The following is a 26,359-nucleotide window of genomic DNA, read 5'->3' as shown; positions in this document are numbered from 1 at the left end:
CCGATCGCCAAAATTCTTAACTGATCGGTGTTAGGGCATGCCCGGGTTTTTACGTTAATCAATCAGTGCGTACTGCTCGCGTAGTATGGCGATGATATCCGCTTTGGGATTATCGGATAATTCCAGCCGCTGGCCGGTCACCTTTTCCGCGATGCCGATATAAGTACGGGAAATATTCATTAATACGTCCACCGGCAAGGCGTTGTCTCGCGCCAGTGCTTCCCGCTCTGGCATACGTTCTTTATTCAGTAAAATATCCGGATCGGGGAAATGATTCAGCAGCATCTGGCGAAAATCTTCTTTGGAATTTTCAACGATACGGCCTTCAGCATAGGCGGTGCCGTCCCAGATCCGGGAAGAATCAGGGGTACCGACTTCATCCATATAAATCAGTTTGTCATTACCTTCGGCATCTTCCACGTAACCAAATTCAAATTTGGTATCCACGAATATCTGATCCAGTTTCGCCAATTCCGAGCTTATCACGTCAAAGCCTTCTTTCAACAACCGCTCGTAATGGGCGATATCTTCGGGCCGTTTGAAATTAAAGGCCGCAAAGTTGTCTTCGATATTTTTTCGCGTGATATTAACGTCATCAGCTTCCGGCACACCGGGAATGCCGGTCAGAATGCCCTTGGTCGAGGGCGTCATAAGCAACTCGGGTAACTTCTGATCTTTTTGCAGGCCATCGGGCAGACGAATGCCACAGAATTCCCGCTCGCCCTTGGCATAGCTGCGCCACATGGAGCCGGTAATATACTGGCGACAGATGGCTTCTATTTTTACCGGTGTGGCCTTTTGCACTATCCACACGAAGGGATGGGGAATATCCAGAATATGACTGTCGGCCAGTCCCTGCTCTTTAAACAATTTGAACCAGTGGTTGGAAATGGCATTCAGCGCCGCGCCTTTGCCGGGCACGCCCTGCATGCCTTCTTCACCATGCCAGATGCAATCGAACGCCGAAATTCGGTCGCTGATCACCATAATGGCCAAGGGCGCATCGGGAGCAACCGGGTAGCCTTTTTCTTGAATTAAACGACGGCTGTCTGCTTCGGTCAACCAGTATACCGAGCGTACCTTGCCGCTGTGTACGGGTTGCTGGGTACGAATAGGAAGGTCGTTGTTTACGGCCAATACCTTGTCTGCAAGGCTCATCATTTGTGTCCTGTGTGTGGAATATTAATCGGCACTGGCCGTCGCCACTCGATTTTTATAATTATGTTTGGCGGTAGCGAGCCATACCAGTCCAGCTATCTTATCAGATGTGAGAAAGCGGCAATAGTTGCCGCAACACCACAAATAAGGGCTGCGGCGGAGGAACCAGCCACCAGCAGAGCAACAGCAGCGCCAACAAGGCCATATTGGGCAAAGGGGCCGGCCATGCAATGACTTTAAAGGCGGTGCCAAACGACTTTTTCAACCGCCGTCCTTCCAGGTCGATGCTGTACAGCTCATCCAGCAGCAAATGAATCGCCGCCCCCGTGAACATGAATACCCCCATCAGCCAGGCCAGCTCGTCACCGAGATGAAACAGATGATGGCTAATCACCACCGTTATCATGGCAAACACCAGGTTGGCCAGCAGGGAATGCAGACTGGCCCTGTGCACCGTCAGGCGGGCAAACGCCCAGCACAAAGGATAGCGCACCAGCAGATAAGCGGCTCCGCCCAGCAGCAGGGTATCAGGCAGCGGGAGATGCTGGCGACCATAGAGCAGCGTCAGCGTGGTGCCGAGCATGCCGAACAGCCGAAAGATAATCTGGATGGAGCGAGAAGTATCGGCATCTATATCAGGCATAATGCCGCCCAGACTGCCGGTTAACCACAACAGGCCCGCTTCGGGCAAGCTCACCAGTTGCGCCCAGGCCAAAGTTCCCGCCAGTGCGCCGCTCACCACTGAGGCGACTTGCACATGAGTTTTAAAATCTGCCATCGACCACTTTCCAGGCTAATAAAAGGCCGCGAGTGTAGCAGCAGATACTGGATAAAAAAACAGGCTTCATAGGAGCCCTTTTTTATCGTTACTCTATGTCGCCCATAAAAAAGGGGGCTGCCAAAGCCGCCCCCAAATTCCCCTGTTTATTCATTCAACTCAGCGGCTGGGCAACAGACCCGGCTGTACCAGATGGCTCAGGCTGTTGGCCTTGAGCAACGCATCGGCTTGCTCGATATCCGGGCCGAAGAAGCGGTCCTTGTCGTAGTAGCTGACTTGTTCACGCAGGGCCTGACGAGCAACCTCGAGCGCTTCTGTGGTCTTGAGACCTCCGCGGAAGTCCAGGCCCTGACAGGCGGCCAGCCATTCGATGGCCAGCACACCACGGGTGTTTTCCGCCATCGGCCACAGCCGGCGCCCGCCGTTGGGCGCCATGGACACATGGTCTTCCTGGTTGGCGGAGGTCGGCAGCGAGTCAACCGAGTGCGGATGCGACAGCGCCTTGTTGTCGGAGGCCAGCGCTGCGGCAGTAACCTGGGCGATCATGAAGCCGGAGTTGACGCCACCGTTTTCCACCAGGAACGGCGGCAGGCCGGACATGTGGGTATCCATCATCAGGGATACCCGGCGTTCGCTCAGGGAGCCGATTTCGGCAATCGCCAGCGCCAGATTATCCGCCGCCATGGCCACCGGCTCGGCATGGAAGTTACCGCCGGAGATCACGTCGTTGTCTTCGGCAAATACCAGCGGGTTGTCGGACACGGCGTTGCCTTCTACCAGCAGCACTTCGGCAACCTGACGCAGCTGGGTCAGGCAGGCACCCATGACCTGGGGCTGGCAGCGCAGAGAATACGGGTCCTGTACCTTGGAGCAGTTGCTGTGAGACTGGCTAACTTCGCTGGTCTCGCCCAGCACATGACGGTAACCGGCGGCGGCGTCGATCTGCCCCTGCTGGCCACGCACTTCATGGATGCGCGGGTCGAAGGGACGACGAGAGCTCAGGGTAGCCTCTACGGTCAGGCCACCAATCACGATGGCGCTGGCGAACAGGTCTTCCGCTTCAAACAGGCCGCGCAGGGCGAAGGCGGTGGATACCTGGGTGCCGTTCAGCAGAGCCAGGCCCTCTTTCGGTGCCAGAGCCATCGGCTTGAGACCGGCAATTTCCAGCGCCTGACCGGCGCTGATCACTTCACCTTTATAACGGGCAGTACCCTCGCCCAGCAGCACGCAGCTCATGTGGGCCAGCGGCGCCAGGTCACCGGAGGCGCCAACGGAGCCCTTGGCCGGGATGCAGGGATACACTTCGTGATTGACCAGGGTCATCAGCGCTTCCAGCACCTGCAGACGGATGCCGGAGAAGCCACGGGCCAGGCCGTTGATCTTCAGCACCATAATCAGTCGTACCAGCTCGTCGCTGATCAGCTCGCCCAGGCCGGTGGCGTGGGACAGCACCAGAGAGCGCTGCAGGGTTTCCAGATCTTCCGGCTTGATACGGGTGCTGGCCAGCAGGCCAAAACCGGTGTTGATGCCGTACACGGTGCGATCTTCGGCGACCATGCGGTTAACGCAGTCAACAGAGGCCTGAATGGCATCGTGGCAGCTGGGGGCCTGCTTGATCTGGACCGGCTGTTCGTAGACCTTGCGCATCTCGGCCAGGGTCATTTTTCCGGGGTTGATAGTCAGCGTTGTCATCACATTAATCCTTGTTAACCATTGGCAAATCCAGACCCTGTTCACGGGCACAATCGATAGCAATATCATAACCGGCATCGGCGTGACGCATCACACCAGTACCCGGGTCATTACGCAGTACCCGACCCAGACGGGCGGCGGCGGCATCGGTGCCGTCGGCGACAATCACCACACCGGAGTGCTGGCTGAAGCCCATGCCCACACCACCACCGTGGTGCAGAGAAACCCAGGTCGCGCCGCCTGCTGTGTTCAGCAGGGCATTCAGCAGCGGCCAGTCGGAAACCGCATCGGAGCCGTCGAGCATGGCTTCGGTTTCGCGGTTGGGGCTGGCAACGGAGCCGGAGTCCAGGTGATCACGACCGATCACGATGGGCGCTTTCAGCTCGCCGTTCTTGACCATTTCGTTGAAGGCCAGCGCCAGACGGGCGCGGTCTTTCAGGCCGACCCAGCAGATACGGGCAGGCAGACCCTGGAAGGCGATACGCTCACGCGCCATGTCCAGCCAGTTGTGCAGGTGCGGGTTGTCCGGGATCAGTTCCTTCACCTTGGCGTCGGTCTTGTAGATATCTTCCGGATCGCCACTCAGGGCCACCCAGCGGAAAGGACCTATGCCTTCACAGAACAGCGGACGCACATAGGCGGGTACGAAGCCGGGGAAGTCGAAGGCATTCTTCACGCCTTCTTCCAGCGCCATCTGGCGGATGTTGTTGCCGTAATCCAGAGTCGCGGCACCGCGATCCTGCAGATCCAGCATCGCCTGTACCTGTACCGCCATCGACTGCTTGGCGGCCTTGACCACGGCGGCCTCGTCCTGCTTGCGCATCTCGGCGGCGTGCTCCATGGTCCAGCCCTGGGGCAGGTAGCCGTTCAGCGGATCGTGGGCGGAGGTCTGGTCGGTAACCACATCCGGGGTAATGTTGCGCGCGACCAGCTCCGGAAATACATCGGCGGCGTTACCCAGCAGACCGACGGAAATCGCTTCACCTTTGACTTTCGCTTCATCGATCATGCCCAGCGCTTCGTCCAGGCTGTAGGCCTTCTTGTCGACGTAACGGGTGCGCAGGCGGAAGTCGATACGGGTTTCGTCACATTCAATGGTAATACAGTTGAACCCGGCCATGGTGGCGGCCAGCGGCTGAGCGCCCCCCATGCCACCCAGGCCACCGGTCAGTACCCAACGGCCCTTGGCTTCACCGTTGAAGTGCTGTTTGGCCACGGCGACGAAGGTTTCGTAGGTGCCCTGCACTATGCCTTGCGAGCCGATGTAGATCCAGGAGCCGGCGGTCATCTGGCCGTACATCATCAGGCCTTTCTTATCCAGCTCGTTGAAGTGCTCCCAGTTGGCCCAATGAGGCACCAGGTTGGAGTTGGCGAGCAGCACGCGCGGCGCGTCGGCGTGAGTCTTGAACACCCCCACCGGCTTGCCGGACTGCACCAGCAGGGTCTCGTCGTCTTCCAGGCGAGTCAGCACTTCGGCAATACGGTCGAAACAGTTCCAGTCACGGGCCGCACGGCCGATGCCGCCGTACACCACCAGATCTTCGGGGCGCTCGGCCACGTCCGGGTGCAGGTTGTTGTGCAGCATGCGGTAGGCGGCTTCGGTCAGCCAGCTCTTGCAGATCTTGTTGACGCCGGTCGGTGATTTGATAACGCGGCCGGGCGCGTGACGCTTGTCTTGTTGTGACGTATTTTGCTGTGACATTAAGTGATCCCTCTACAGTGTCAAAGTATAAATTAACCGAGCCGCCATTGGTCCTGTGGCCATCAAGCTCATACTCGGGATTCGGTTCCGCCAGCCGCAGCTTGCCGCAGGCCCGAATCTGTTCAGTCAGTCGTTCAATTACATCCAGTACGACCCCGGGCATTTATGCCCGGCTTCATGCTGCATCTTCTGATATTTTTTCGGCAACCATTCCAGCAACGACACGGTGGGTTAACCGGGGCAGGCCCACGCTGTAGGCCAGCTCCGCCGGATTAGTGGTGTCCCACAGGCAGAAGTCCGCCTGCAGTCCTGGGGCGATCCGCCCCACCTCTTCCTGCAACCCCAGCGCCCGGGCACCGTGGGCGGTCACACCGCGCAGGGCCTCGATGGGGGTCAGGCGGAACAGGGTGCAGGCCATGTTCAGCATCAGTTTCAGACTGAAGATAGGTGAAGTGCCCGGGTTGGCATCGGTGGCCAGCGCCATCGGCACGCCATACCGGCGCAACAATTCGATGGGCGGCAACTGGGTTTCTCGCAGCATGTAGAAGGCACCGGGCAACAGGGTGGCGACTGTGCCGGCTTCGGCCAACGCCTTGACTCCTGCTTCGTCCAGGTATTCGATGTGATCCACCGACAATGCGCCAGCCCGAGCGGCGGCGGCGCTACCGCCGAGGTTGGACAATTGCTCTGTGTGCCCCTTGATGGCCAGGCCGTGCGCCTTGGCGGCGGTATAAACCCGCTCGCACTGCTCGACCGAGAAGGCGATGTGTTCGCAAAACACATCCACTGCGTCGGCCAGCCCTTCGGCGGCGGCGGCCGGGATCATTTGGTTGCACACTAGGCTGATGTAGCCGTCGGCGTCGTCTTTATATTCCGGCGGCAGAGCATGGGCACCCAGCAGGGTGGTGACCACCCGAACCGGCAGTTCGCGGCCAAGACGACGCGCCACCCGCAGCATCTTCAGCTCGTTTTCCAGATCCAGGCCGTAACCGGACTTGATTTCAACCGTGGTCGCGCCGTCGGCCATCAGGGCCTGCAGCCGGGTCTTGGCGCTTTCGAACAACTCGTCTTCACTAGCGGTGCGAGTGGCGCGCACCGTGCTGATGATGCCACCGCCGGCGCGGGCGATGTCTTGGTAGCTCGCCCCTTCCAGCCGGGCTTCGAATTCACCGGCACGGTTGCCGCCAAACACCAGATGGGTGTGGCAGTCAATCAGTCCCGGGGTCATCAGGGCGCCTTTGGCATCGATGCACTCGAAACCGGATTGATCAGCGGCGTTCAGTTCGCTCATCGGCTTGAGCCAGGCGATACGGCCCTCCTGCACGGCCACCGCCATCGGCTCGGCGGCGCCGTTCAGGCCATCAAACAGAGAGGCATTTACCCAGAGGCAAGGTGATGACTGATCCATGTAAGCGTCCTTGATGCGTTATTTGTATATACATTTAAACCTTACCGTCATTGTTCGCAAGCGATATGTGTTACTTAATGCAAATAAAACGATCAAGATCACACAAATACCACCCAGAAAATTAACAACTCGGAAATGTTTGTATACACATCCCTCTGGCACTGACAGCCGCTGGCTCTAAAGCAATGAAAGAAGTAAATGATGGGCAGAGTGGTGGCGCCGGGCTGGCTCCGACTGCGGCTTACCGTTAAGATGTCGCCTTTTACACGAGACAACCTCATGGCCCTGACTGCCACCCTGCATAAAGTTCGCATGAATATCAGCGACTTGCATCGACACTATTATCAAGAACACAGCCTGACCGTGGCCCAGCACCCGTCCGAAACCGACACCCGGCTGATGGTGCGTCTGCTGGCCTTTATGCGCCATGCCGGTGACGACTTGAGCTTTACCAAAGGCCTGAGCACCGACGACGAGCCGGAGCTGTGGCAAAAATCACCGGATGGTCGCATTGTATTGTGGGTAGAACTGGGAGAGCCCAGCACCAAGCGCATCAAGCAGGCATTGTCTCGGGCCGAACAGGTGGTGGTATACAGCTATGGCGGGCGCAGCGCCCAGGAATGGTGGAACAAGCACCAGAACGAGCTGGGGCGGTTGCCTCGACTGCAGATTTATCATCTTGACGACCCGCAGCCAGAACAGCTGGCCGAGCTCTGTGCCCGCAGCATAGATCTGTTTGCCACTCTGCAGGAAAGTGAAGTGCAGGTTACCGATGGTGAACGCAGCCTGGACTTGAAGTTGAGTCAGTGGCGGTAAATTTTAGGGACAGGGGACTGGGGAATAGGAACTTGGGATTAGGCGACTTGTGCATTTTTCCGGTCCCTAATCCCTACAATTTTAGCGTTGAGCGCAGTTTGTACTTGTCGCCCGGGTGCCACAGCCGGGCGAAACTGACCAGCTGATGTAACGACCAGGTACGCCGAGTCACCAGCAAACAGGGGGCTTCTGGTGATAACTGCAGCCAGTCGCCAATATTGGCCGGCGCCAGGCGTGCCTCGACAATGTGCTCCATATCCGACAGCGGACAGTGCTCCACCAGATAGGCGTTGGGCGTCTGCTGGCCAAAATCACACTGTAAATAGCCGGGCGCCAGCGCCGGATTAACGAAACGCTCTTCCACCTGTATCGGTAGCTTGTTTTCCAAATGCACAATCACCGAATGAAAGACCCGGGCATTCAGCCGCATCCCCATGTGCAGGGCCACTTCCTCATTGGCTCGCATCGCTTCCAGCACCAAAATGCGGTTGCTGTAGTGGTGACCGCGCAGCCGTACTTCGTCGGCAATATTGTTGATATCCGCCAGCGGTGATTCCGCCTTGGGCTCGGTAACAAAGGTGCCCAGCCCGGCCCGGCGCATCAGATAACCTTCCTGTACCAGATCCCGAATCGCCTTGTGGGCCGTCATTCGGCTGACCTGGAATTGCCCGGCCAGCTCCTGCTCCGGCGGTATCTGCTGATGCAGCGGATACTCCCCGGACTCGATTCGAACCAGAATATGCTGTTTGATCTGCTGATATAGGGGAATGGATTGGGTCACGAGGCCTCCTGTAACAAACTCAATTGTACATACAATTGCAACATTGTCACATGCTCTCTGATTAAACCACCAGCAGGATCCTGCCAGGGCTTTAAACAGCCATCGATTTACGCTATGGTGCGCGCCAATTCAGTCAGTCAGCCATCGGCAGGAATACCATGGAAAAACATGAAGAAGTGCTGGTGGCACTACGCCAGATCATTCGCGCAATCGACCTTCACTCTCGCCAACTCAGCAAGGCCTCTGGCCTGACCGGCCCTCAGCTGTTGCTGCTGCAGGCTATCAGCGAGCACGGCGACATTACCATGCGCAATCTGGCTCAGGCCACTCACATGAGTCAGGCCACCGCCACCACCATTATCGACCGGCTGGAGCAGAAGCAGCTGGTACGGCGTGAACGCAGTCAGACCGACAAGCGCAAGGTGTATGCCGTGCTGACCGATGATGGCAAAGCCAAAATCAAGACGGCACCAAGACCCTTGCAGGAAAGCTTTATTCAGCGTTTTCAGGCGCTGGAAGCCTGGGAGCAGAATCTGCTGTTGTCGTCGGTACAGCGCGTGTCATCCATGATGAACGCCGACGACCTGGACGTGGCGCCACTACTGCAAGTCGGCAGTCTGTTGCACGAATAAAGGCCCTGCGGACAGCTTGCAGCCTTTAAGATAAGTGAAAGAGCCCAGCAAAAGAAAGATACCGGGGCAAGCCCGGTAAGACGGCATAAACAAGACGGTGTCTATCTTTACGCTGGGCGCTTAGCCCTATTCCAAACTGATCCCGATGTTGGACACGCCCTCCTGGGCGGCAAAGTCGCGGATCGCCAGAATAGCCTCGGCGTCTCTTGGCTGGCTTACTTTTTCCAGCAACTCGACCTGAAATTCCATTTCTGCCATGATTAATTCATTGTCGTATAGCTCTTCCTCGCTGAGATCCCGCTCGGCCAGCAATTCGACAAACCCGGCAACCGTCCCCAAAGAGGCGCCACTGGCTTCCATGACTTCTTCACCCACTCGGCAAATAACAGAGTTATAGGCAGCTCCCAGGGCAACACAGGCATCCAGAGCAGGATAAGCACCGTATTGCTCAAAGCGGCTGGGATCGGGAATAAGGGTTTCAAATGATTCAAGCTCGGCACTCAGATCGACTCGAGACCCTTTTACGGTCAGATACGTCCAGAGCACATCCAGGGTTTCGCGAAAACGGGTGCCATTACCAAAATGACTGGTATCACTAAACAGCTGATAATTGGGATACATCCGCTGGGCCAGCGCCAGTGCAAACACGGTTTGTTGCCAAGGTGCTAGCTTATTGATTTTTTTGTAGAATTTCTCACCAAACACGGATATTTCCTTGTGGTTAAGCGGCGACGTTTTTGCCATGATGGCTCTTTACAGCCAAGGTTCACATTTTATGGGGCAAACGCTGGTATAAGTATATGCTTGTGTCATTGTCTCATAAAATGCCGCTACAAAAAGCATATTAAGGAGAGAAGGTATGGCCAATCATACCCTGTTATTGCTCAGCCAGGATAACGCCGAATACCAGGCTTTATTACGGCAGGCCTACCTGCCCGGGCTGACTATTCTGGCACCGGAACAAGAAGTGGATATTCAGGCCGCCTTGACCAAAGCCGACATATTGCTTGGCGAACCGGCCAGACTGCGTGCCCGCTTGAAAGAAGCCCAGGCGCTTAAATGGGCACAATCTACCTATGCCGGAGTAGATGCATTGCTGGACCCGGACTGTCGCCAAGATTATCTGCTCACCAATATCAGAGGCATTTTTGGCCCCTTGGTCAGCGAATATGTGTTTGCCCACCTGTTATCGCTGACCCGCCATCTGCGCCACTACAAAGAACAGCAGCGCCTGCATAACTGGCAGCCCATTCCCTATCAAAGCATTCATGGCAAAACCATGCTGATTATCGGCACCGGCAGCATTGGCCAGCATATCGCCCACACCGCCAAACATTTTGGCATGACGGTACTGGGGATCAGCCGTTCGGGCCGAGAAGCGGCGGGTTTTGACCACACCTATCAGCTACCGGCACTCAATAACGTACTGTCTCGTGCCGATGTTGTGGTCAGCGTCTTGCCGTCAACTCCGCAAACTCGCGGCTTGTTTGATGCCCAGCGCATCAACCATGTCAAACCGGGCGCCATTTTCTTCAACGTCGGCCGGGGTGATGTCGTTGATGAAGGTGCTTTGATCCAGGCGCTGCGTCAGGGCAGCATTGGCGCGGCCGTACTGGATGTTTTTGCCACCGAACCTCTGCCTACCGCAAGCCCGCTGTGGGATATGCCCAATGTGGTGATCACGCCACACAACTCTGGGTACAGCTTTCCTGAACAAATCGTCACTCGCTTCAGCCGTAACTACCTGAGGTACATAGAGGGCAAGCCGATGGAAGGCATGGTCGATTTTAATCTGGGTTATTAAGTTCGGGAGGGCTCATGAGCAGTTTGTTCGAGCAGAGATTGATGCAGGCCCGAGCCTGCAGCATCTGCGAAGCACATTTGCCTTTGGGGCCTCGCCCTGTGCTGCAAATGGATCCCGCTGCCCGCATCATGATCATCGGGCAGGCACCGGGTGTGCGGGTTCATGAAACCGGCATTCCCTGGAATGACCCCAGCGGCGATACGCTGCGTCGCTGGCTAAAACTGAGCCGAGAGCAATTTTATAATCCGCAGCTGATCGCCATTATGCCGATGGGTTTTTGTTATCCGGGCAGGGGAAAAAGTGGTGACCTGCCCCCCAGACCGGAATGCGCACCCGCCTGGCATCAGCAATTGCTGGAGGTATTGCCGAATATCGAGCTTACCCTGCTGATTGGCCAATATGCCCAACGCCACTACCTGGGTAAGCAATACAAAACCCTGACCGAAACCGTCCGTCACTGGCAGGAATTTACGCCCACTCGTTTACCCCTGCCCCACCCTTCTCCCCGTAACCGCTACTGGTTGACCAAGAATCCCTGGTTTGAACAGGAAGAGCTGCCGGCCCTGCGCCAGCGGGTACACCAGGTTTTAGAGCTGTAAGCGATCAGCTAAAGATAAACATCTTCTTTAGCTTGGCTCTGTATTTGTCTGACCGCTTAAAGCTTATCGCTGACAGCTATCTTATTAACCCCGCTTGGGTACCAGTTGTGAGAGCAGGAATAACGCAGCGGCGACGACAACCACAGAAGGTCCCGCCGGGGTGTCATGGCTGACCGACAACTGCAAACCGCCCAGTACCGCCACCATACCCAGTCCCATTGCATAAAATGCCATCTGCTCTGGCGTGCGGCTAAAGCGCCGTGCAGTCGCGGCTGGAATAATCAGCAACGAGGTAATAATCAAGGCCCCCACAAACTTCATGGCCACCGCAATCAGCACACTGATCATCATCAAGAGTAACAACTTGAGCGCTTCAACCCGAATGCCTTCTACCCGCGCCAGCTCTTCGCTCACGGTGATAGACAGCAATTGACTCCAGTAATGGCGCAGGATCAACAACAACACCAGGCCACCACCGTAAATCCAGTACAGATCTACCAATTGAATGGCCAGCAAATCACCGAACAGGTAAGCCATCAAGTCGACGCGCACGTTGTCCATAAAGGCCAGAGCCACCAGACCCAGCGACAGCGAGGTGTGAGCCAGAATGCCCAGCAACGTATCGGTAGCCAGCCAGCTGGAGCGCTGCAAGGCCGCCAGCAAAATACCCAAACACAAACACGCGGCCAAAACGGCCAGCGTTAAATCGATTTGCAGCAGCAAACCAAAGGCGACCCCCAACAGCGAAGAATGCGCCAGGGTATCGCCAAAGTACGCCATGCGCCGCCACACCACAAAACTGCCCAGCGGCCCCGCTAGAATGGCAATGCCAAGACCGGCCAACAGCGCATACAATAAAAAACTATCCCACATGACGTACATCTCCGTGGTGCTCATCGTCACAGTCATGATGATGGGTATACACTGCCAGCTGCGCCAGTTCGGGGCGGCCGAACAAACGGGCAAACTCTGGATGGCGGGCCACGGTTTCCGGCTCGCCGTGACAACAGATATGCTGATTCAGACAAATGACCCTGTGGGTACTCGCCATCACCAGATGCAAATCGTGGGAGACCATCAGCACACCGCATTGCAGCTCATCGCTCAGCTGTTTAATCAAAGCGTAAAGTTCGGTTTGTCCGTGTACGTCTACCCCCTGGGCGGGTTCATCGAGGATCAATAATTCCGGCTCCATCATCAAGGCCCGAGCCAACAGAATGCGCTGCATTTCTCCGCCAGACAACGCCTGCATGGCGCGATCGGCCAGACGCTCGGCGCCCACTTTGGCCAACGCCTGGGACACGGTGAAACGACGGCCATGAGACAGGCTCATGAAGCGCGCCACTGTCAGGGGCAGTACCGAATCCAGATGCAGCTTCTGTGGTACATAGCCGATACGCAGGCCGGGCTTTCGCCATAACGTGCCCGTGTGCCCCTCGTTAAGGCGCAACACCAGTTTCATCAATGAACTTTTACCGGCCCCGTTCGGCCCGACAATGGTGAGAATTTCACCGCTGTGCAGCGTGAGTGAAATACGTTCGAGAATGACATTGTTCTCTATATTCAGCCCTACATCGGTCAATTCAACCAGTTTGGTCATTCGTTTACGCCTTTACATCTCAATTTGTAATATTATAACATTGCCTACCAACCAAACTCTATTACCCATCTGGATCAAGCACCTCATGAAACTTCTCTTATCGCTGATCGTGCCCTTGTTGTTCATCAGTCAGGCTCGTGCCGTGGAAGTCTTAACCTCGCTCAAACCGCTGCAACTGATTGCCAGCGCCATTACAGAGGGCGGGCCCGCGCCCGAGCTGCTGCTGTCACCTGGCAGTTCGCCTCACGATTACGCTTTACGTCCATCAGATGTACGGCGCGTTAAAAAAGCCGATCTGGTGCTGTGGGTTGGCCCTGAGCTGGAAGTATTTTTAACCTCACTGCTTGATCAACACTCCAACAGTCTGGCACTGCTGGCACAGATAGATACCGACGATCATCACTCGCAACAGAGCCACAACCTTGATGACCATGCAGACCATGCAGACCATGCAGACCATGCAGACCATGCAGACCATGCAGACCATGCAGACCATGCAGACCATGCAGACCATGCAGACCATGCAGACCATGATGCTCGTTCTCAACATCATGACAACCATGATACAGATAAAATCAGCATCGGAAACGACGATGATGGCCACCATCACGGGGCACAGGATACCCACATCTGGCTGGATCCGCATCATGCACACACCATTGCCCGCCTGCTGGCCGAGCGCCTCATGCAGCTGGATCCGGACAACCTTGATCGGTATCAACGCAACCTTGCCACTTTTCAGGCAGGCTTGGCCCAGGCAGATCAACAAGTTGCCGCCAAACTGGAACCGCTAACAGGCATGGGATTTTTCGTATTTCATGACGCTTATGGTTACTGGGAACGTCATTATCAACTGCCTGCGCTTGGCCACTTTACCGTGAATCCGGCTCGGGCTCCGGGTGCCAAAACCGTCGCAAAAATACATCAGGCACTACGCCAGTCCCAGGCAAAATGCGTGTTTGCCGAGCCGCAGTTCAAGCCAGCCGTGGTAGAAGCCGTTATGCGTAATACGCAGGCCCGCATCGGCATACTGGATCCACTGGCGGCCGACATTGAACCGACCCCGGGCAGTTATTTTACGTTTATGCATCAGTTAGCCGACGCTATGGTCGCTTGTTTACACCAAGTTCCCTAAACCTTTAAAATTAAATCCGATACAATAGGGAACTTTTTTGTTTTAAGTCGTTCCAACCGATGGGCCCATACCATGTATGGGCCATTTGGTAATAAATATTAACCGCTTTATTATCTTTGGATCTATGCCTGGATAGATAAAGCGGTTTTTGCATTCATTATTTCAGTCACCTAACAGGCATAGGTAATCCGGATGAATCTTCTCCGCCCGATACAAGCAAGACTACAGAACGTACCCGCACAATTACCCAAGCGGCACCTCTATGGCATCGTCTTGCTCAGCACGCTGACGCTGACCACCGCCATCATGTTGCCCTCGACCCAGAATATACTGGATCGGCCGGTCAGCATCAGTGTTCCAAGCAGCCTGAACCTGCCGCAAACCGCAGCAAAAACCAAAGTAAACAATACCGAATTTTATACCTTGCCCAACGATGATCTGGGCCCGGTAGAGCCGGTAGACGCACTGGATGACATAGCCGCTACAGAGCCGGAATGGCAGCAATATGTAGTACAAAATGGCGATACGCTCAGCACCATTTTCAACGGCCTTGGGCTGCCACTGGCCACCATGTACCGGCTATTGGATGCGGACAAAGAAAAAATACTGGACGGACTCAAACCCGGACAAACCTTGTCCATGCTGATTGACCCCGAGAACCTGCTGCTGGAATTCAAGATCCAGCAGGATCTGCTGCACACCCGCACTTTCACCCGCAACGGTGACAACTACGACAGCCAGATTCAGACTGAAACCAGTAACTGGGAAACCCGCGCCCTGGCCGGTGTTATCAATGGCAGCTTTTATATCAGTGCCCGTGATGCCGGGCTATCGGCTACCCAGATTCAACGGGTAGCAAACCTGTTTCAGTGGCAACTCAACTTTGCCCGCGACTTGCGCCAGGGAGACAGCTTCAAGGTGTTGGTGCAGCGCGAATTCGTCAAGGGTCAGAGCACCGGCAAGTCCGAGCTGCAGGCCGTAGAGCTGACCAACAAAGGCCGTACCTTTTACGCCTTTCGTCACGAAGATGGAAAATTTTACGACAACAAGGGACAGAGTCTGGAGCGTGGCTTCATTCGCATACCTCTTGAACGCTCATCCCGTATCAGCTCTACCTTTAACCTGCACCGAAAACACCCTATTACCGGTCGTGTGCAGCCCCACAAGGGCACCGATTTTGCCGTGCCCATCGGTACTCCCGTGCTGGCTCCCGGCGACGGTGTCGTGGTTAAAGCGGTACGCCATGCTTTGGCCGGTAATTATCTGGTCATTCGTCATGGTCGCCAGTACACCACGCGCTTTTTGCATTTGAGCAAGTTTCTGGTGAAACAGGGTGACACAGTACGCCGGGGGCAACGCATTGCCTTGTCGGGCAACACCGGCCGCTCTACCGGCCCGCATCTGCATTATGAATTTCACGTGAACAACCGCGCGGTCGATGCCATGCAGGTGAAACTCCCCATGGCCGAGGGCCTGGCCGGTAACGAGAAGCGTACCTTCCTGGCCACCATTGCCAGATATCAAAAAGAATTGGCGGGATAAACAGCAGCCAATAAAAAAGCGCCCATTGGGCGCTTTTTTTATGACTTAATGCCGTTACTTGGCGTGATAGGGCCGAGACAGACGGTGAACCGACTCGATGAAGGCGCCGGCATGCTCGGGGTCAACATCAAGGTGTATACCGTGGCCCAGGTTGAATACATGGCCAGGACCTTCACCAAAGCTTTCCAGAATCGTCGACACTTCCTGTTCGATACGAGGAATAGGAGCATACAGCATGGAAGGATCCATGTTGCCTTGCAGGGCTACCTTGTCACCCACGCGACGCTTGGCATCGGCCATATCAATGGTCCAGTCCAGACCAATACCATCGCAACCGGTGGCGGCGATCGCCTCCAGCCATTGACCACCATTTTTGGTAAACAGGGTTACAGGTACGCGGCGGCCTTCATTTTCACGGGTCAGGCCGTCGACGATTTTTGCCATATATTGCAGTGAGAACTCTTTGTAATCACGCGTGCTCAGAACCCCACCCCAGGTATCGAAGATCATCAACGACTGGGCACCGGCAGCAATTTGCGCATTCAGATAGCTGGTCACACTGTCGGCCAGTTTATCAAGCAACAGGTGCATGGCTTTCGGATCGGCAAACATCATTTTCTTGGTTTTGGTGAACGCCTTGGAACCACCGCCTTCCACCATGTAGGTGGCCAGTGTCCAGGGGCTGCCAGAGAAACCAATCAAAGGCACTTCACCCTTTAGCTCACGGCGGATGGTGCGCACGGCATTCATCACATATTGCAACTCGCCTTCGGGATCGGGAACACCCAGTTTTTGCACGTCGGCCATAGAGGTAATAGGACGCTGAAACTTGGGGCCTTCACCGGTTTCAAAGTACAGACCCAGCCCCATGGCATCCGGGATGGTCAAAATATCGGAAAACAGAATTGCCGCATCAAGCGGGAATCGGCGCAACGGCTGCAGCGTCACTTCACAGGCCAGCTCGGCGTTTTTACACAGCGACATAAAATCGCCCGCTTCGGCTCGGGTCGCCTTGTATTCGGGCAAATAACGGCCCGCCTGACGCATCATCCATACCGGTGTGCAGTCTACTGGCTCACGCAAAAGAGCACGTAAGTAACGATCATTCTTGAGTGGTTTCATTCCATCGTTCCAAAACAGGTGGCAAATTGCCGACATTGTAACATCAGAAGCCATAAAGCCCCAATCAGCCGTAAGCTGGGTGTCTTTCTCTATCGCTATGGATAGTGACACTAGGTTTTTTCCGGCATCTATCTAAAATTAAAGCTTTTTTTCTTTATGATGCTCTGTTTTATTTTTCACGTATTTTTTCTGTTGGCAGCTATGCTTAATAGCGAGCTGGCGCTCAAGTTATGCGCAACGCTATTGACCCGGGCAAGGCTTTTCTTTAATGATGGTAGTCACTACCTGCTCAGGTCACCCCAAGGAGGGAATCATGCTCAGGAAAATGGAACAAACCAAAGCTCGGCTTGCCGGAAAACATCAAGCGTTAGATACCTTTATCAACGCCCGACAAGAGTTGCTGGTGGAATATATTCGTTTGTCCACCAATAAAAAGACCCTGCCAACCCCCCAGGAGCTGTCGAATTTCTGCAGCCAGCTGGTGGATTATGTTAGCGCCGCCCACTTTGAAATATACGATTATGTCATGGCGGCATATGAAGCGGCACGCGGCAATGGCCGTACCCTGGCAGAACGTATTTATCCACGTCTCAAAAAAGGGACGGTACAGGCGCTGGACTTTCATGACAAGTACGCCCAGACAGATGAAGACGGTTTGCTGGAATTGGATCAGGACCTAAGCCAGCTTGGCGAAATGCTGGAAGAACGATTCAGCCTTGAAGATCGCCTGGTATTCGCCGTTTCACTGCTGAATCATCTCAATACCAGCGAACCGGCCTAACCAGGAGTGCCGAACATGGCTGAACGCAGACTATTTATCCGTATCGGTTTTAGTACTCCCGCCTGGTTGGTACAAGCAGACGGCCAGCAGCATCAATCCGAGGTAAAGGATATTTCACTGCAGGGGGCTCTGGTGACGGTGACCGAGCCCTGGACGGTGCAAAATGGTGAGCCCGTCGAGCTGCGGCTGGCACTGGACGGATACGACCAGCACATTACCATGCTGGCGTACCAGCGTTTTCATCAACCGGGAGCCATCGGCCTGGAATGCCAGCAACTGGATATCAACAGTGCCGAACACCTGCGTCGACTGGTAGAGCTTAATCTTGGCGACGAAGCCTTGCTCCTGCGCCAGTTTGAAGAGTTAATAGATGACCGAAAAACGGAATAGACTTGGCAGGGTCGAATGAATTCGACCCTGCCATAGGTTATACCTCAAGCTTGTTGTTCTTTCTTTTAAAGCGCCTCCAGCGCCTCTTCTAGTTTTTTAACCGCTATCACTTCCATACCTGGTGGTGACTGTTTCGGTCTATTTGCCCAGGGCACTATGGCCCGGGTAAAGCCATGCTTGGCCGCTTCCATCAGGCGCTCTTGCCCCGACGGCACCGGACGAATTTCTCCCGACAACCCCACTTCGCCAAAGACCACCAGCTCTTGCGGCAGCGGCTTGTCCCGAAAACTCGACACCAGCGCCAGCAACAAGGCCAGATCGGCACTGGTATCTTCTACTCTTACCCCGCCCACCACGTTGACAAACACATCCTGATCCGCCATTTGCAAGCCACCATGACGGTGCAATACTGCCAGCAGCATGGATAAGCGATTCTGCTCCAGCCCTACTGTGACCCGACGCGGATTGCCCAGTTGGGAGTAATCCACCAAGGCCTGCAATTCAACCAGCAAGGGGCGCGTTCCTTCCCAGATGATCATCACCACAGAGCCGGTGGTTTGCTCTTCGCCCCGGCTCAGAAAGATAGCCGATGGGTTACTCACTTCCTTGAGTCCGGTTTCGGTCATGGCAAACACACCCAGCTCGTTGACGGCACCAAAGCGGTTCTTGTGGCTGCGCAGCATACGAAAACGGCTATCACTGGCACCATCTAGCATGATGGAACAATCGATGCAGTGCTCCAATACCTTGGGCCCGGCCAGAGCTCCGTCTTTGGTCACATGCCCTACCATCAGCATGATCACCCCTTGCTGCTTGGCAAATCGCGTTAATTGCGCCGCCGCTTCTCGCACCTGGCTCACGGATCCGGGAGCCGATTGCACCTCAGCTACATGCATCACCTGAATAGAGTCGATCACCACCACGGCGGGCTTTTCTTCTCGCGCCACATGACAAATTTGCTCGACACTGGTTTCGGATAACATGCGCAACTGATCCCGCGGTAATCCCAACCGCTGGGCGCGCATCGCCACCTGCTGCAGTGATTCTTCACCGGTCACATAAAGGGTTTTCATGCGGCTGGCCAGCCCGCACATCACCTGCAATAGCAGCGTACTCTTACCCGCCCCCGGGCTGCCGCCAATCAAAATGGCCGAGCCGGCCACCATGCCGCCCCCCAGCACGCGATCCAGTTCAGTAAAGCCACTGTTGATGCGCGGTAGCTCGGTTAATGCCACTTCGTCCAGGGTTTGTACCTTGTTGTCTTGAGTGCCCGCATAGCCCACAAAACGACTGTTGCGACTGACGGCAGTTGCCGGTGCCAACCGGATTTCCGTGACCGTATTCCACTCTTTGCACTCGGAACATTGTCCTTGCCAACGCGGAAACTCGGCACCACATTCCCCACACACAAATGCCGTTTTAGACTTGGCCATGCTACTCACTCATTTATTGACGAGCTGCTATACTGGACCAAGTTTTTCAGCCACTCAACCCCAAACTAGGCCAAGATGGATCTCAGCCCATACAAGACATTACTCAATAGACTGGTACCACTGAGTTACCATAACGACATCGACGGCTTGCTAGACAGCCTGCTGCCCGAAGCCGATAAAGAAACCCGCTACCAGCTGCAGGCCGAGGTGAGTCGCCTGACCAGTCCGTGCCTGCGGGTACTCGATTTGCGTAGTCTCTTTAATGAACCCTGCCAACTGGTACGTCATCAGGGGCTGGACCACAGGCTGCCCGAGCGACTCGCGCATCGCTTTTACGCCTTGCTCAAAGATTTTAATGGGGAATATACCCGCGGCCTGTATGAGATTTTGCTGGCCGAGCTGGCCGCCTTGCGAAAACTGCCGGCTCAATTCAACAAGGTCCCCTGGCACCTGCCTTCACTGGGCTTGCAGCGTAAAGAAAGCAGGCTGCGCTTCGTCACACCGGTTTTGCTTCATCTTGATGATAGCGAACCATTGCAGGGAAACAGTCTTGATATCTCTGCGGCAGGCTTGTTGGTACAGCTGTCCGATGCCCTTCGCCTGCCAGAGCAAGTCAATCTATCGTTGCCAGAGCTGGCCAAACAGCCCGGCATGGCTTGCCTGGCCACGCCACGGCGCTACCGCTTGAAGCAGGATACGAACGATCTGAGCCGCCTGAAGATGCAACGCCTGGAAGAAGCACCGGACTGGCAACAAGCATTGAATGATTTTATCGAACAGAATCGCCCTCGCTATGGTCTGGATGCCGAAGATTTATATACCACGGTCAAAACCCAATGCTGGGGTCAGGCCTTGTTGGAAACCGGCCTCAGCCTGTCGTTGTTTTTTGATGAACAGGGCGAGCTGCAACATATACTGACCAATCGCTACAGCAGTAAAACGCTGGCGCCCTGGCAGCAAGAAAAACCCGGCGACTTGCTGACGACCTTGTTATCGCCGGAGCGGGTTCTGCAAATGAGCCGACAGCCTTCATCGGCAACCTTGCTGTACAGCTTTCGTCATCAGGGGCAACATCAACCTTATTACTTCACCGCCAGCCAGCAGGAGCTGACACACAAGCAGGCCTATGCCGCCTTTATCAATGAAGGATTAAGAACCGGCACCCTGCTATGTTATTACGTTAATATTCGCCCGCTGCAATATGACGAGCAAACCGTTAACGCATTGGACCTGCAAGGTATACGCCAGTTGCAACTATTGAAATGGCAACTCTGGCTAACGCCACTTCCGGCCCCCATGGCACCGGTTGCAGAAAAGGTGAACATTCAGCAGCTTGCGCCCTTTATTCGCCCGCAGCGCTTGCACTCCCCTACCATCACGCCCCAGGGCAGACAGGCATCCAAGCGCCGGGAAACCCGTTTCAAGTTGCAAAGCGCGCTGGAATTAACCCTGGCCGGCAAAACCGTTAGTGGCCATACCGAAGACTTGTCGAGCAGTGGGATCAAGGTGTTGCTGACAGAGCCGCTTCGCCTTGAAGTCCCCTGCCTGGTCACAGTGCACTTATCGGATTTGAATAAGCGCAGTCCGCAGTGGAAACTGAAAGGTCTCCCCTATCGCGTGGTGAATATCAGCGGCAACGGCAAGAGCCTGCATTTGCGCATTGAAGGAGCGGAAGAGAGTCATGCCGCTTATCAGTTTTTAACCGCCCTGTTCGAGCAGAACCAGGATAAACTTCGTGCCCGCCCCGAGACTCATCATACTCCGGCATGGTTAACCTGGCTCAGCCGCCAAACATTGCAGCAGCCATCGGCGCCCACGTTTTTACTGGGCCGCAACGAGGGAGGGTTTTATCTGCAAGGTGCCATTGCCTGCCTGTTGCAATCATCATTAATGTCGTTTCTGTCCAATGAGTTTCAACAAGCTAACTTCAGTCGACTGGTGTCTCGCCAGTTATTGCAGTCGATATTCACTCAACTACTGCGTCCTGACGGTAGACACCATCACTGCCTTGAAATATGGACCGCCAGTGCGGCAAACAACAGTGAACAAAGCTGGTTGCTGATCGATCCCGATCCCAATCGCAGAGCCTTTTTACAGGATCCTCGCCATAGCAAGGATCTGCGTGTCAGCCTGGTGGTCATTAATCGACTACAGCTGCGTCAGCTCGATTATGTGGTTCCGGAATGGGAGAAACTGACTCAGACTTCGCTATATAAAACCCAGCAGCTGGAACAACAGCTTGCCGAGCTTTCCGTACTGAGCCAGATATTTGATATTACAGAAATGGTCCTGTGTCAGCAGCCGGTTAACCGGCCTGCAGCAAGCCAAGTACCCCTTCCAGACTAAGCTGATTCAGGCATACCGGAGCTTGCTCTTGCACCAACGGCTTGGCATGCAGCGCCACGCCCAGGCCGGCCTGGGCAAGCATAAGCAGATCGTTGGCACCATCACCAATGGCCACCGTCTGACTCAAGGGGATGTCATAGCGCTCGGCCAGCTCCACCAGAATACGCGCCTTGGCTTCGGCATCCACTATATCGCCCAGCACGTCGCCACTGAAACGACCGTTTTTAATTTCCAGGGTGTTGGCAAAATCCGCATCCAGCGCCAGTGTTTGTCGTAAGTAACCGGTAAAGGGCGTAAAACCGCCAGATGCCAGCGCCACTTTCCAGCCCATGGCTTTCAAGCCTTCCACCAGAGTGATTAAGCCCGGCATCAGCGGCATACTGGCAATCACCTGTTCGATAATGGCGGCATCGGCACCGGCCAGCGCCTTCACTCGGCGGCGCAGACTTTCGGAAAAGGGCAAGGCACCTTCCATGGCAGCACGGGTTACGGCAGCCACTTCGTCACCCACTCCGGCCAGACGCGCAATTTCATCAATACACTCGATTTGAATGGCCGTGGAGTCCATGTCCATCAAGACCAGGCCAGGCTGATGGCCGTCAGGCAACGCCGGTACACACGCCAGATCCCAGCCGTTAGCAACCTGCTGCAGACGAGCTTTCAGCTCCAACGACCAGTCAGACAAACGCAAACTCAGTACGTCGCGCTCGGCAACGCGTTTCATCCCTGATATTTCAACGTTGATACCGGCAGCATCCAGCTCCTGCAAACTCTGTTGCAGGGCCGATTTATGCAGTTGCTCTGCCAGCAACACTAAATGTCCTTTAACCGTACTTAAATGCCCGGGTTTCAGCTGGCCAGACTGCCAAAGATAGCGATTGCCAGACAAGACGTCAGTCCAGTCACCAAGCTGCTCGGGTAACACATCCATTAACAATGTCACTTGCTCTTCCTATGCTTACAAAGGCCAGCGCACAGGGTAGCGTATTGCTTTTTAAGCAGGCAAGAGACATATTGCCCACCATGTGGAAAAAGCAACTTACTCGACCTCGACTCCTGCTATGGCTGCTACTCTTGCTGCTGGTGCTGTTTACCGGCTGGCAATGGCTGCAGGTCACGCAACTGGGCCATCACTGGCAACAATTTCCCCAGCGCACTCTGGCCACTCCGCTGGCGGATTATGCCGAACAACAAGCCGTGCGTGCCTTGCAGGCTGAAGACGACACACAACGCCGCCAACTGGTAGAAGAACTGGCCGGCGCCAGCCTGATCAGCTCGGCACAGCTGTATGACAATAATGGTCACTTGCTGGCAGAATCCGGCGCCATCGTCGACGCACACCAAGAGCTTGCCCTGCCCTATGTACGGCCCTTATATCAAGAAGGCATTCCCATCGGCTTCTTGCGCTTACAGCTGACAAACAATCCCATCGCGCTTGCGCAACGCAGTATCTGGCAGCAACTGCAACATCATTTAAGCTGGCTGTTGCCACTGTGTCTGTTACTGGGAATTTTGCTGGGGTTAGGCATACAAAGCTGGCGACTGCGCCGCCAAAAACGATAAAGAGTGAAGAGTGAGGTGCCCAACACAAAGTTTCCAGGTACGGCCTCTTCACTCTTCACTCTTCACCATAGATGTCAGTCTTCCAGCAATACCGACTCCAGCGCCACTTCCATCATGTCATTGAAGGTGTTTTGTCGATCACTTGCCGTGAGTGCCTCTTTACGCAGAATATGATCCGAAACCGTACAAATAGTCAGCGCCCGAGCACCGTATTCGGCTGCCACGCCATATAAACCGGCGGCTTCCATCTCGACGCCGACAATACCGTACTGTTTCATCAGCTCGAACAATTCCGGTTGCGGCGAATAGAACAAATCGGCCGAAAACAGATTTCCCACCTTTACCGGTACCTTACACGCCTTGGCCGCCGCCACCGCCCGACTGACCAGATCAAAGTCGGCCAGTGCCGCCAGGTCGTGATCCTTGAAACGCATGCGGTTTACCTTGGAGTCGGTGCTGGCACCCAGGCCGATCACCAGATCCCGCAGTGCCACGTCATCGCGCACCGCACCGCACGATCCCACCCGGATCAGGGTGCTGACGCCAAATTCGGTGATCAGCTCTTTGGCATAAATAGACACAGACGGAATACCCATACCATGGCCCATCACCGAAATGGCCCGGCCCTTGTAGGTGCCGGTAAAGCCCAGCATATTGCGTACCTGATTCACCGGTTTGACGTTCGACAAAAAAGTATCGGCAATGTATTGCGCCCGCAGCGGATCGCCCGGCATCAGAATGGTGTCGGCAAAATCGCCCCGCTCGGCATTAATATGAGGAGTCGCCATTGCTCTTTTCCTGTATCAGTTTGTTTAGATCTACATCTAATAAAAAACAATTACCTTCGCAACGGAACCCACAGCAACCGCAGAAAAATAAAGATCAAATCTGAAGCATTCTATTAATAAAAACATAGCGACCAAAGCTCTTACCATTATTACCTTCGGTACTTTTCGCTCTTGTCTCGGCTTAATGTTTCCGTCGGTTCCGTGTTCTTCCGTTGCGAAATATTTTTAGTGGTTACAAAAACGAAGTGCCATAGTCCATGGCACTGGTGCCAAAATAATGGGCCAGGCTTTGCCCGACATCGGCAAAGGTCCCTCTAAGCCCCAGGGATCCCGCGCTTAAGCCAGCCCCCAGGCACAACACAGGCACATGCTCGCGGGTATGTTCGGTGCCCTTCCAGCTGGGATCACAGCCATGATCGGCAGTCAGGATCAAGAGATCATCCGGTGCCAGCAAGGCCAGCAACTCGGGCAAGCGACGATCGAAAGCTTCCAGCTCGGCGGCGTAACCGGCAATATTGCGTCTATGGCCAAAACTGGAGTCAAAATCAACGAAGTTGGTCATGATCAAGGTGTTGTTACCGGCCCGACCAAGCTCGCTCAGGGTAGCATCAAACAAGGCATCCATCCCCGTGGCCTTCACCTTGCGGGTTATGCCGACGTGCGCATAAATATCGGCAATCTTGCCAATGGACACCACCTGTCCTTGCTGCTCTTCGACCAGCTTTTGCAATACGGTCGGCGCCGGGGGCGCTATGCTGTAATCGCGCCGGTTGCCGGTGCGTGCAAACTCGGCGGCGCTTTCGCCCACAAATGGTCGCGCTATGACTCGCCCTATGTTGTAGGGCATCAGCAGCTCTCGAGCTATTTCGCACAGCTGATAAAGTCGCTCCAATCCAAAATGCTGCTCATGGGCGGCAATCTGAAATACCGAGTCGGCCGAGGTATAACAAACAGGCTTGCCGGTATGGATGTGCTCCTCTCCTAATTGCTCCAGAATAGTGGTGCCCGAGGCGTGCTTGTTGCCCAGAATACCGGGCAGTTTTGCCTGGCGAACCAGATCATCGATAAGCTCTGCGGGAAAACTGTTCTCGGTCTGTAAAAAGTAGCCCCACTCGAACAACACAGGCACCCCGGCCAGCTCCCAATGCCCCGAAGGGGTGTCTTTGCCGGAAGAAATTTCCTTGGCATAGCCGTAGCTGCCAAGCACCTCGGTTGGCAAGCTAACCCCTGCCGCCAGCTGGCCCGTGCTTTCCTGATGGGCATGAAACAAGCCCAGGGTGGCCAAATTGGGGAGCGTTAATGGCCCCTGTCGGCCGATATCTGCCTTGCCCTGCTGACACGCGGCGGCAATATTGCCCAGGGTGTCAGAACCCTGGTCGCCAAATTTGTCGGCATCGGCGGCGGCGCCAATACCAAACGAGTCAAGTACCAACACTATTGCGCGCTTCATGATGTCTCCTTGCATGGTGGCTTAATAGCCCCGGGATAACGATGCATCATGGTTGGCCCCCAGGGTATCCAATAGCTGATTCAACAGGCTGGAGGCACCAAATCGAAAGTGGCTCGGCCTGATCCAGTCTGGGCCCATGATGGTGGCGGCCAATTGCAAATATTGCCGGGCATCGACGGTGGTACGCACCCCGCCGGCAGCCTTGAAACCCACGTCTTTGCCGCTGGCTCTAATGGCCTTGAGCATGATCTCGGCGGAGGCCAGCGTAGCATTGACCGCCACCTTGCCGGTGGAGGTCTTGATAAAATCGGCGCCACCGGCAATGGCCAATTCGCAGGCCTGGTTAATCAGCGCAGGCGTAGCCAGCTCGCCGCTTTCGATGATCACTTTCAAGATAGCGCCCTTGTCCTCAACCCCAGCGCACGCCACCTTGGCAGCACGCACCATGGCCAGAGCAAAAGCATCATCACCCGCCATCAATTGGCGATACGGCAATACCAGATCGATTTCGTGGGCGCCAGCCTGCACGGCGGCGGCAATATCCTGCTCAACCTTGGTAATGCTGTGATTACCATGGGGGAAGTTAACCACGGTGGCAATGGCAATCTGCTCACTCACCTGCAAACGGCGCAAGGTATCGCTCACAATGCCAATAAAGTGCGGATACACACAGATGGCCGCCACCGTGCCCACCGGCGTTACCGCCTGTTGGCACAAAGCCACTATGCTTTGCTCGCTATCATCCTCGTTCAGGCTGGTTAAATCCATCAAACCCACCGCCTGACGAGCAATTCTCGCCAATACAGACTCACTCATTACAGCCTCGACCCATCATTAAT

The 26,359-nt window shown here is 55.2% G+C and carries 25 protein-coding genes; 10 read left to right on the top strand and 15 right to left on the bottom strand.

The features are described 5' to 3' along the window. Positions 1-54: 54 nt before the first annotated feature. The 5 genes from IEW52_RS12115 to hutI form a co-directional block, all read right to left on the bottom strand. Positions 55-1,158, bottom strand: a complete 1,104-nt coding sequence (locus IEW52_RS12115) for a phosphoribosylaminoimidazolesuccinocarboxamide synthase (protein ID WP_188630351.1) — start codon at positions 1,156-1,158, stop codon at positions 55-57. Positions 1,159-1,261: 103 nt separating this feature from the next. Beyond that, on the bottom strand, positions 1,262-1,936 hold the full coding sequence (locus IEW52_RS12110) for a metal-dependent hydrolase (RefSeq protein ID WP_188630332.1): 675 nt from the start codon (positions 1,934-1,936) through the stop codon (positions 1,262-1,264). A gap of 159 nt (positions 1,937-2,095) precedes the next feature. After that, positions 2,096-3,628 carry a histidine ammonia-lyase gene (gene hutH / locus IEW52_RS12105; protein WP_229667927.1) on the bottom strand — a complete coding sequence of 511 codons (1,533 nt, stop codon included), beginning with the start codon at positions 3,626-3,628 and terminating at the stop codon, positions 2,096-2,098. A gap of 4 nt (positions 3,629-3,632) precedes the next feature. Next, on the bottom strand, positions 3,633-5,330 hold the full coding sequence (gene hutU / locus IEW52_RS12100) for a urocanate hydratase (protein ID WP_188630331.1): 1,698 nt from the start codon (positions 5,328-5,330) through the stop codon (positions 3,633-3,635). 175 nt (positions 5,331-5,505) lie between these two features. After that, positions 5,506-6,738: an imidazolonepropionase gene (hutI, locus tag IEW52_RS12095; protein ID WP_188630330.1), complete on the bottom strand. Its 1,233-nt coding sequence runs from the start codon at positions 6,736-6,738 to the stop codon at positions 5,506-5,508. Positions 6,739-7,017: 279 nt separating this feature from the next. Between hutI and IEW52_RS12090 the strand changes: the two genes are divergently transcribed. Further along, complete coding sequence (locus tag IEW52_RS12090) at positions 7,018-7,554, top strand: YaeQ family protein (protein ID WP_188630329.1); 537 nt, start codon at positions 7,018-7,020, stop codon at positions 7,552-7,554. A gap of 73 nt (positions 7,555-7,627) precedes the next feature. Here the strand turns inward: IEW52_RS12090 and hutC are convergent, their stop codons facing one another. Beyond that, positions 7,628-8,335: a histidine utilization transcriptional repressor HutC gene (gene hutC / locus IEW52_RS12085; protein WP_188630328.1), complete on the bottom strand. Its 708-nt coding sequence runs from the start codon at positions 8,333-8,335 to the stop codon at positions 7,628-7,630. Positions 8,336-8,493: 158 nt separating this feature from the next. On the opposite strand from hutC, the gene IEW52_RS12080 reads away from it, so the two are divergent. Continuing rightward, on the top strand, positions 8,494-8,967 hold the full coding sequence (locus IEW52_RS12080; protein WP_188630327.1) for a MarR family winged helix-turn-helix transcriptional regulator: 474 nt from the start codon (positions 8,494-8,496) through the stop codon (positions 8,965-8,967). Between the two features lie 126 nt (positions 8,968-9,093). On the opposite strand, the gene IEW52_RS12075 is transcribed toward IEW52_RS12080, so the two are convergent. Next, a complete protein-coding gene (locus IEW52_RS12075) occupies positions 9,094-9,672 on the bottom strand; it encodes a YjaG family protein (protein ID WP_188630349.1) in 579 nt (192 codons plus the stop codon). A gap of 154 nt (positions 9,673-9,826) precedes the next feature. On the opposite strand from IEW52_RS12075, the gene IEW52_RS12070 reads away from it, so the two are divergent. After that, a complete protein-coding gene (locus IEW52_RS12070) occupies positions 9,827-10,771 on the top strand; it encodes a D-2-hydroxyacid dehydrogenase (RefSeq protein WP_188630326.1) in 945 nt (314 codons plus the stop codon). Between the two features lie 14 nt (positions 10,772-10,785). Then, positions 10,786-11,370 (top strand): uracil-DNA glycosylase family protein, encoded by a 585-nt coding sequence (locus IEW52_RS12065; RefSeq protein ID WP_188630325.1) that lies wholly within the window; start codon positions 10,786-10,788, stop codon positions 11,368-11,370. Between the two features lie 84 nt (positions 11,371-11,454). Here IEW52_RS12065 and znuB read toward each other — a convergent pair whose 3' ends face one another. Both znuB and znuC read right to left on the bottom strand, forming a co-directional pair. Then, positions 11,455-12,243, bottom strand: a complete 789-nt coding sequence (gene znuB / locus IEW52_RS12060; protein ID WP_188630324.1) for a zinc ABC transporter permease subunit ZnuB — start codon at positions 12,241-12,243, stop codon at positions 11,455-11,457. Next, a complete protein-coding gene (gene znuC / locus IEW52_RS12055; RefSeq protein WP_188630323.1) occupies positions 12,233-12,970 on the bottom strand; it encodes a zinc ABC transporter ATP-binding protein ZnuC in 738 nt (245 codons plus the stop codon). The genes znuB and znuC overlap by 11 nt, the downstream gene beginning before the upstream one ends. Positions 12,971-13,055: 85 nt before the next feature. On the opposite strand from znuC, the gene IEW52_RS12050 reads away from it, so the two are divergent. Both IEW52_RS12050 and mepM read left to right on the top strand, forming a co-directional pair. Further along, on the top strand, positions 13,056-14,105 hold the full coding sequence (locus tag IEW52_RS12050; RefSeq protein WP_188630322.1) for a zinc ABC transporter substrate-binding protein: 1,050 nt from the start codon (positions 13,056-13,058) through the stop codon (positions 14,103-14,105). 192 nt (positions 14,106-14,297) lie between these two features. Continuing rightward, positions 14,298-15,647 carry a murein DD-endopeptidase MepM gene (mepM, locus tag IEW52_RS12045; protein ID WP_188630321.1) on the top strand — a complete coding sequence of 450 codons (1,350 nt, stop codon included), beginning with the start codon at positions 14,298-14,300 and terminating at the stop codon, positions 15,645-15,647. Positions 15,648-15,701: 54 nt separating this feature from the next. Here mepM and hemE read toward each other — a convergent pair whose 3' ends face one another. Next, complete coding sequence (gene hemE / locus IEW52_RS12040) at positions 15,702-16,769, bottom strand: uroporphyrinogen decarboxylase (RefSeq protein WP_188630320.1); 1,068 nt, start codon at positions 16,767-16,769, stop codon at positions 15,702-15,704. 313 nt (positions 16,770-17,082) lie between these two features. On the opposite strand from hemE, the gene rsd reads away from it, so the two are divergent. Next, positions 17,083-17,550 carry a sigma D regulator gene (rsd, locus tag IEW52_RS12035; RefSeq protein WP_188630319.1) on the top strand — a complete coding sequence of 156 codons (468 nt, stop codon included), beginning with the start codon at positions 17,083-17,085 and terminating at the stop codon, positions 17,548-17,550. Positions 17,551-17,565: 15 nt separating this feature from the next. Further along, the gene (locus IEW52_RS12030) at positions 17,566-17,940 is read left to right on the top strand and encodes a PilZ domain-containing protein (RefSeq protein ID WP_188630318.1); all 375 of its coding nucleotides are present in this window, start codon (positions 17,566-17,568) and stop codon (positions 17,938-17,940) included. Positions 17,941-18,005: 65 nt separating this feature from the next. Here the strand turns inward: IEW52_RS12030 and radA are convergent, their stop codons facing one another. Beyond that, positions 18,006-19,373, bottom strand: coding sequence for a DNA repair protein RadA (gene radA / locus IEW52_RS12025; protein ID WP_188630317.1), 1,368 nt, complete (start codon positions 19,371-19,373; stop codon positions 18,006-18,008). Positions 19,374-19,448: 75 nt separating this feature from the next. Between radA and IEW52_RS12020 the strand changes: the two genes are divergently transcribed. Next, a complete protein-coding gene (locus IEW52_RS12020) occupies positions 19,449-21,719 on the top strand; it encodes a PilZ domain-containing protein (protein WP_188630316.1) in 2,271 nt (756 codons plus the stop codon). Here IEW52_RS12020 and serB read toward each other — a convergent pair. Further along, a complete protein-coding gene (gene serB / locus IEW52_RS12015) occupies positions 21,679-22,656 on the bottom strand; it encodes a phosphoserine phosphatase SerB (protein ID WP_229667930.1) in 978 nt (325 codons plus the stop codon). The genes IEW52_RS12020 and serB overlap by 41 nt on opposite strands. An 86-nt stretch (positions 22,657-22,742) precedes the next feature. Here serB and IEW52_RS12010 point away from each other — a divergent pair, with 86 nt between their 5' ends. After that, positions 22,743-23,282 carry an AhpA/YtjB family protein gene (locus IEW52_RS12010; protein ID WP_188630315.1) on the top strand — a complete coding sequence of 180 codons (540 nt, stop codon included), beginning with the start codon at positions 22,743-22,745 and terminating at the stop codon, positions 23,280-23,282. Between the two features lie 74 nt (positions 23,283-23,356). On the opposite strand, the gene deoD is transcribed toward IEW52_RS12010, so the two are convergent. The 3 genes from deoD to deoC form a co-directional block, all read right to left on the bottom strand. After that, entirely contained in the window at positions 23,357-24,070 is a 714-nt protein-coding gene (gene deoD, locus IEW52_RS12005) for a purine-nucleoside phosphorylase (protein ID WP_188630314.1), read from the bottom strand. A gap of 232 nt (positions 24,071-24,302) precedes the next feature. After that, the gene (locus IEW52_RS12000; protein ID WP_188630313.1) at positions 24,303-25,520 is read right to left on the bottom strand and encodes a phosphopentomutase; all 1,218 of its coding nucleotides are present in this window, start codon (positions 25,518-25,520) and stop codon (positions 24,303-24,305) included. 21 nt (positions 25,521-25,541) lie between these two features. Continuing rightward, complete coding sequence (deoC, locus tag IEW52_RS11995; RefSeq protein WP_188630312.1) at positions 25,542-26,336, bottom strand: deoxyribose-phosphate aldolase; 795 nt, start codon at positions 26,334-26,336, stop codon at positions 25,542-25,544. Positions 26,337-26,359 lie beyond the last annotated feature (23 nt).

The organism is Oceanisphaera marina (genome assembly GCF_014643915.1).
GTDB lineage: Bacteria > Pseudomonadota > Gammaproteobacteria > Enterobacterales > Aeromonadaceae > Oceanimonas > Oceanimonas marina.
The sequence above is the reverse complement of the archived record's forward strand: the minus strand, read 5'-3'. Positions and strand labels throughout refer to the sequence as shown.

What these genes read in the sequence shown, in the direction of transcription:
- IEW52_RS12115 (WP_188630351.1), bottom strand. Translation starts at nt 1,158, where the DNA reads ATGAGCCTTGCAGACAAGGTATTGGCCGTAAACAACGACCTTCCTATT.
- IEW52_RS12110 (WP_188630332.1), bottom strand. Translation starts at nt 1,936, where the DNA reads ATGGCAGATTTTAAAACTCATGTGCAAGTCGCCTCAGTGGTGAGCGGC.
- hutH (WP_229667927.1), bottom strand. Translation starts at nt 3,628, where the DNA reads ATGACAACGCTGACTATCAACCCCGGAAAAATGACCCTGGCCGAGATG.
- hutU (WP_188630331.1), bottom strand. Translation starts at nt 5,330, where the DNA reads ATGTCACAGCAAAATACGTCACAACAAGACAAGCGTCACGCGCCCGGC.
- hutI (WP_188630330.1), bottom strand. Translation starts at nt 6,738, where the DNA reads ATGGATCAGTCATCACCTTGCCTCTGGGTAAATGCCTCTCTGTTTGAT.
- IEW52_RS12090 (WP_188630329.1), top strand. Translation starts at nt 7,018, where the DNA reads ATGGCCCTGACTGCCACCCTGCATAAAGTTCGCATGAATATCAGCGAC.
- IEW52_RS12080 (WP_188630327.1), top strand. Translation starts at nt 8,494, where the DNA reads ATGGAAAAACATGAAGAAGTGCTGGTGGCACTACGCCAGATCATTCGC.
- IEW52_RS12070 (WP_188630326.1), top strand. Translation starts at nt 9,827, where the DNA reads ATGGCCAATCATACCCTGTTATTGCTCAGCCAGGATAACGCCGAATAC.
- IEW52_RS12065 (WP_188630325.1), top strand. Translation starts at nt 10,786, where the DNA reads ATGAGCAGTTTGTTCGAGCAGAGATTGATGCAGGCCCGAGCCTGCAGC.
- znuB (WP_188630324.1), bottom strand. Translation starts at nt 12,243, where the DNA reads ATGTGGGATAGTTTTTTATTGTATGCGCTGTTGGCCGGTCTTGGCATT.
- znuC (WP_188630323.1), bottom strand. Translation starts at nt 12,970, where the DNA reads ATGACCAAACTGGTTGAATTGACCGATGTAGGGCTGAATATAGAGAAC.
- IEW52_RS12050 (WP_188630322.1), top strand. Translation starts at nt 13,056, where the DNA reads ATGAAACTTCTCTTATCGCTGATCGTGCCCTTGTTGTTCATCAGTCAG.
- mepM (WP_188630321.1), top strand. Translation starts at nt 14,298, where the DNA reads ATGAATCTTCTCCGCCCGATACAAGCAAGACTACAGAACGTACCCGCA.
- hemE (WP_188630320.1), bottom strand. Translation starts at nt 16,769, where the DNA reads ATGAAACCACTCAAGAATGATCGTTACTTACGTGCTCTTTTGCGTGAG.
- rsd (WP_188630319.1), top strand. Translation starts at nt 17,083, where the DNA reads ATGCTCAGGAAAATGGAACAAACCAAAGCTCGGCTTGCCGGAAAACAT.
- IEW52_RS12030 (WP_188630318.1), top strand. Translation starts at nt 17,566, where the DNA reads ATGGCTGAACGCAGACTATTTATCCGTATCGGTTTTAGTACTCCCGCC.
- radA (WP_188630317.1), bottom strand. Translation starts at nt 19,373, where the DNA reads ATGGCCAAGTCTAAAACGGCATTTGTGTGTGGGGAATGTGGTGCCGAG.
- IEW52_RS12020 (WP_188630316.1), top strand. Translation starts at nt 19,449, where the DNA reads ATGGATCTCAGCCCATACAAGACATTACTCAATAGACTGGTACCACTG.
- IEW52_RS12010 (WP_188630315.1), top strand. Translation starts at nt 22,743, where the DNA reads ATGTGGAAAAAGCAACTTACTCGACCTCGACTCCTGCTATGGCTGCTA.
- deoD (WP_188630314.1), bottom strand. Translation starts at nt 24,070, where the DNA reads ATGGCGACTCCTCATATTAATGCCGAGCGGGGCGATTTTGCCGACACC.
- IEW52_RS12000 (WP_188630313.1), bottom strand. Translation starts at nt 25,520, where the DNA reads ATGAAGCGCGCAATAGTGTTGGTACTTGACTCGTTTGGTATTGGCGCC.
- deoC (WP_188630312.1), bottom strand. Translation starts at nt 26,336, where the DNA reads ATGAGTGAGTCTGTATTGGCGAGAATTGCTCGTCAGGCGGTGGGTTTG.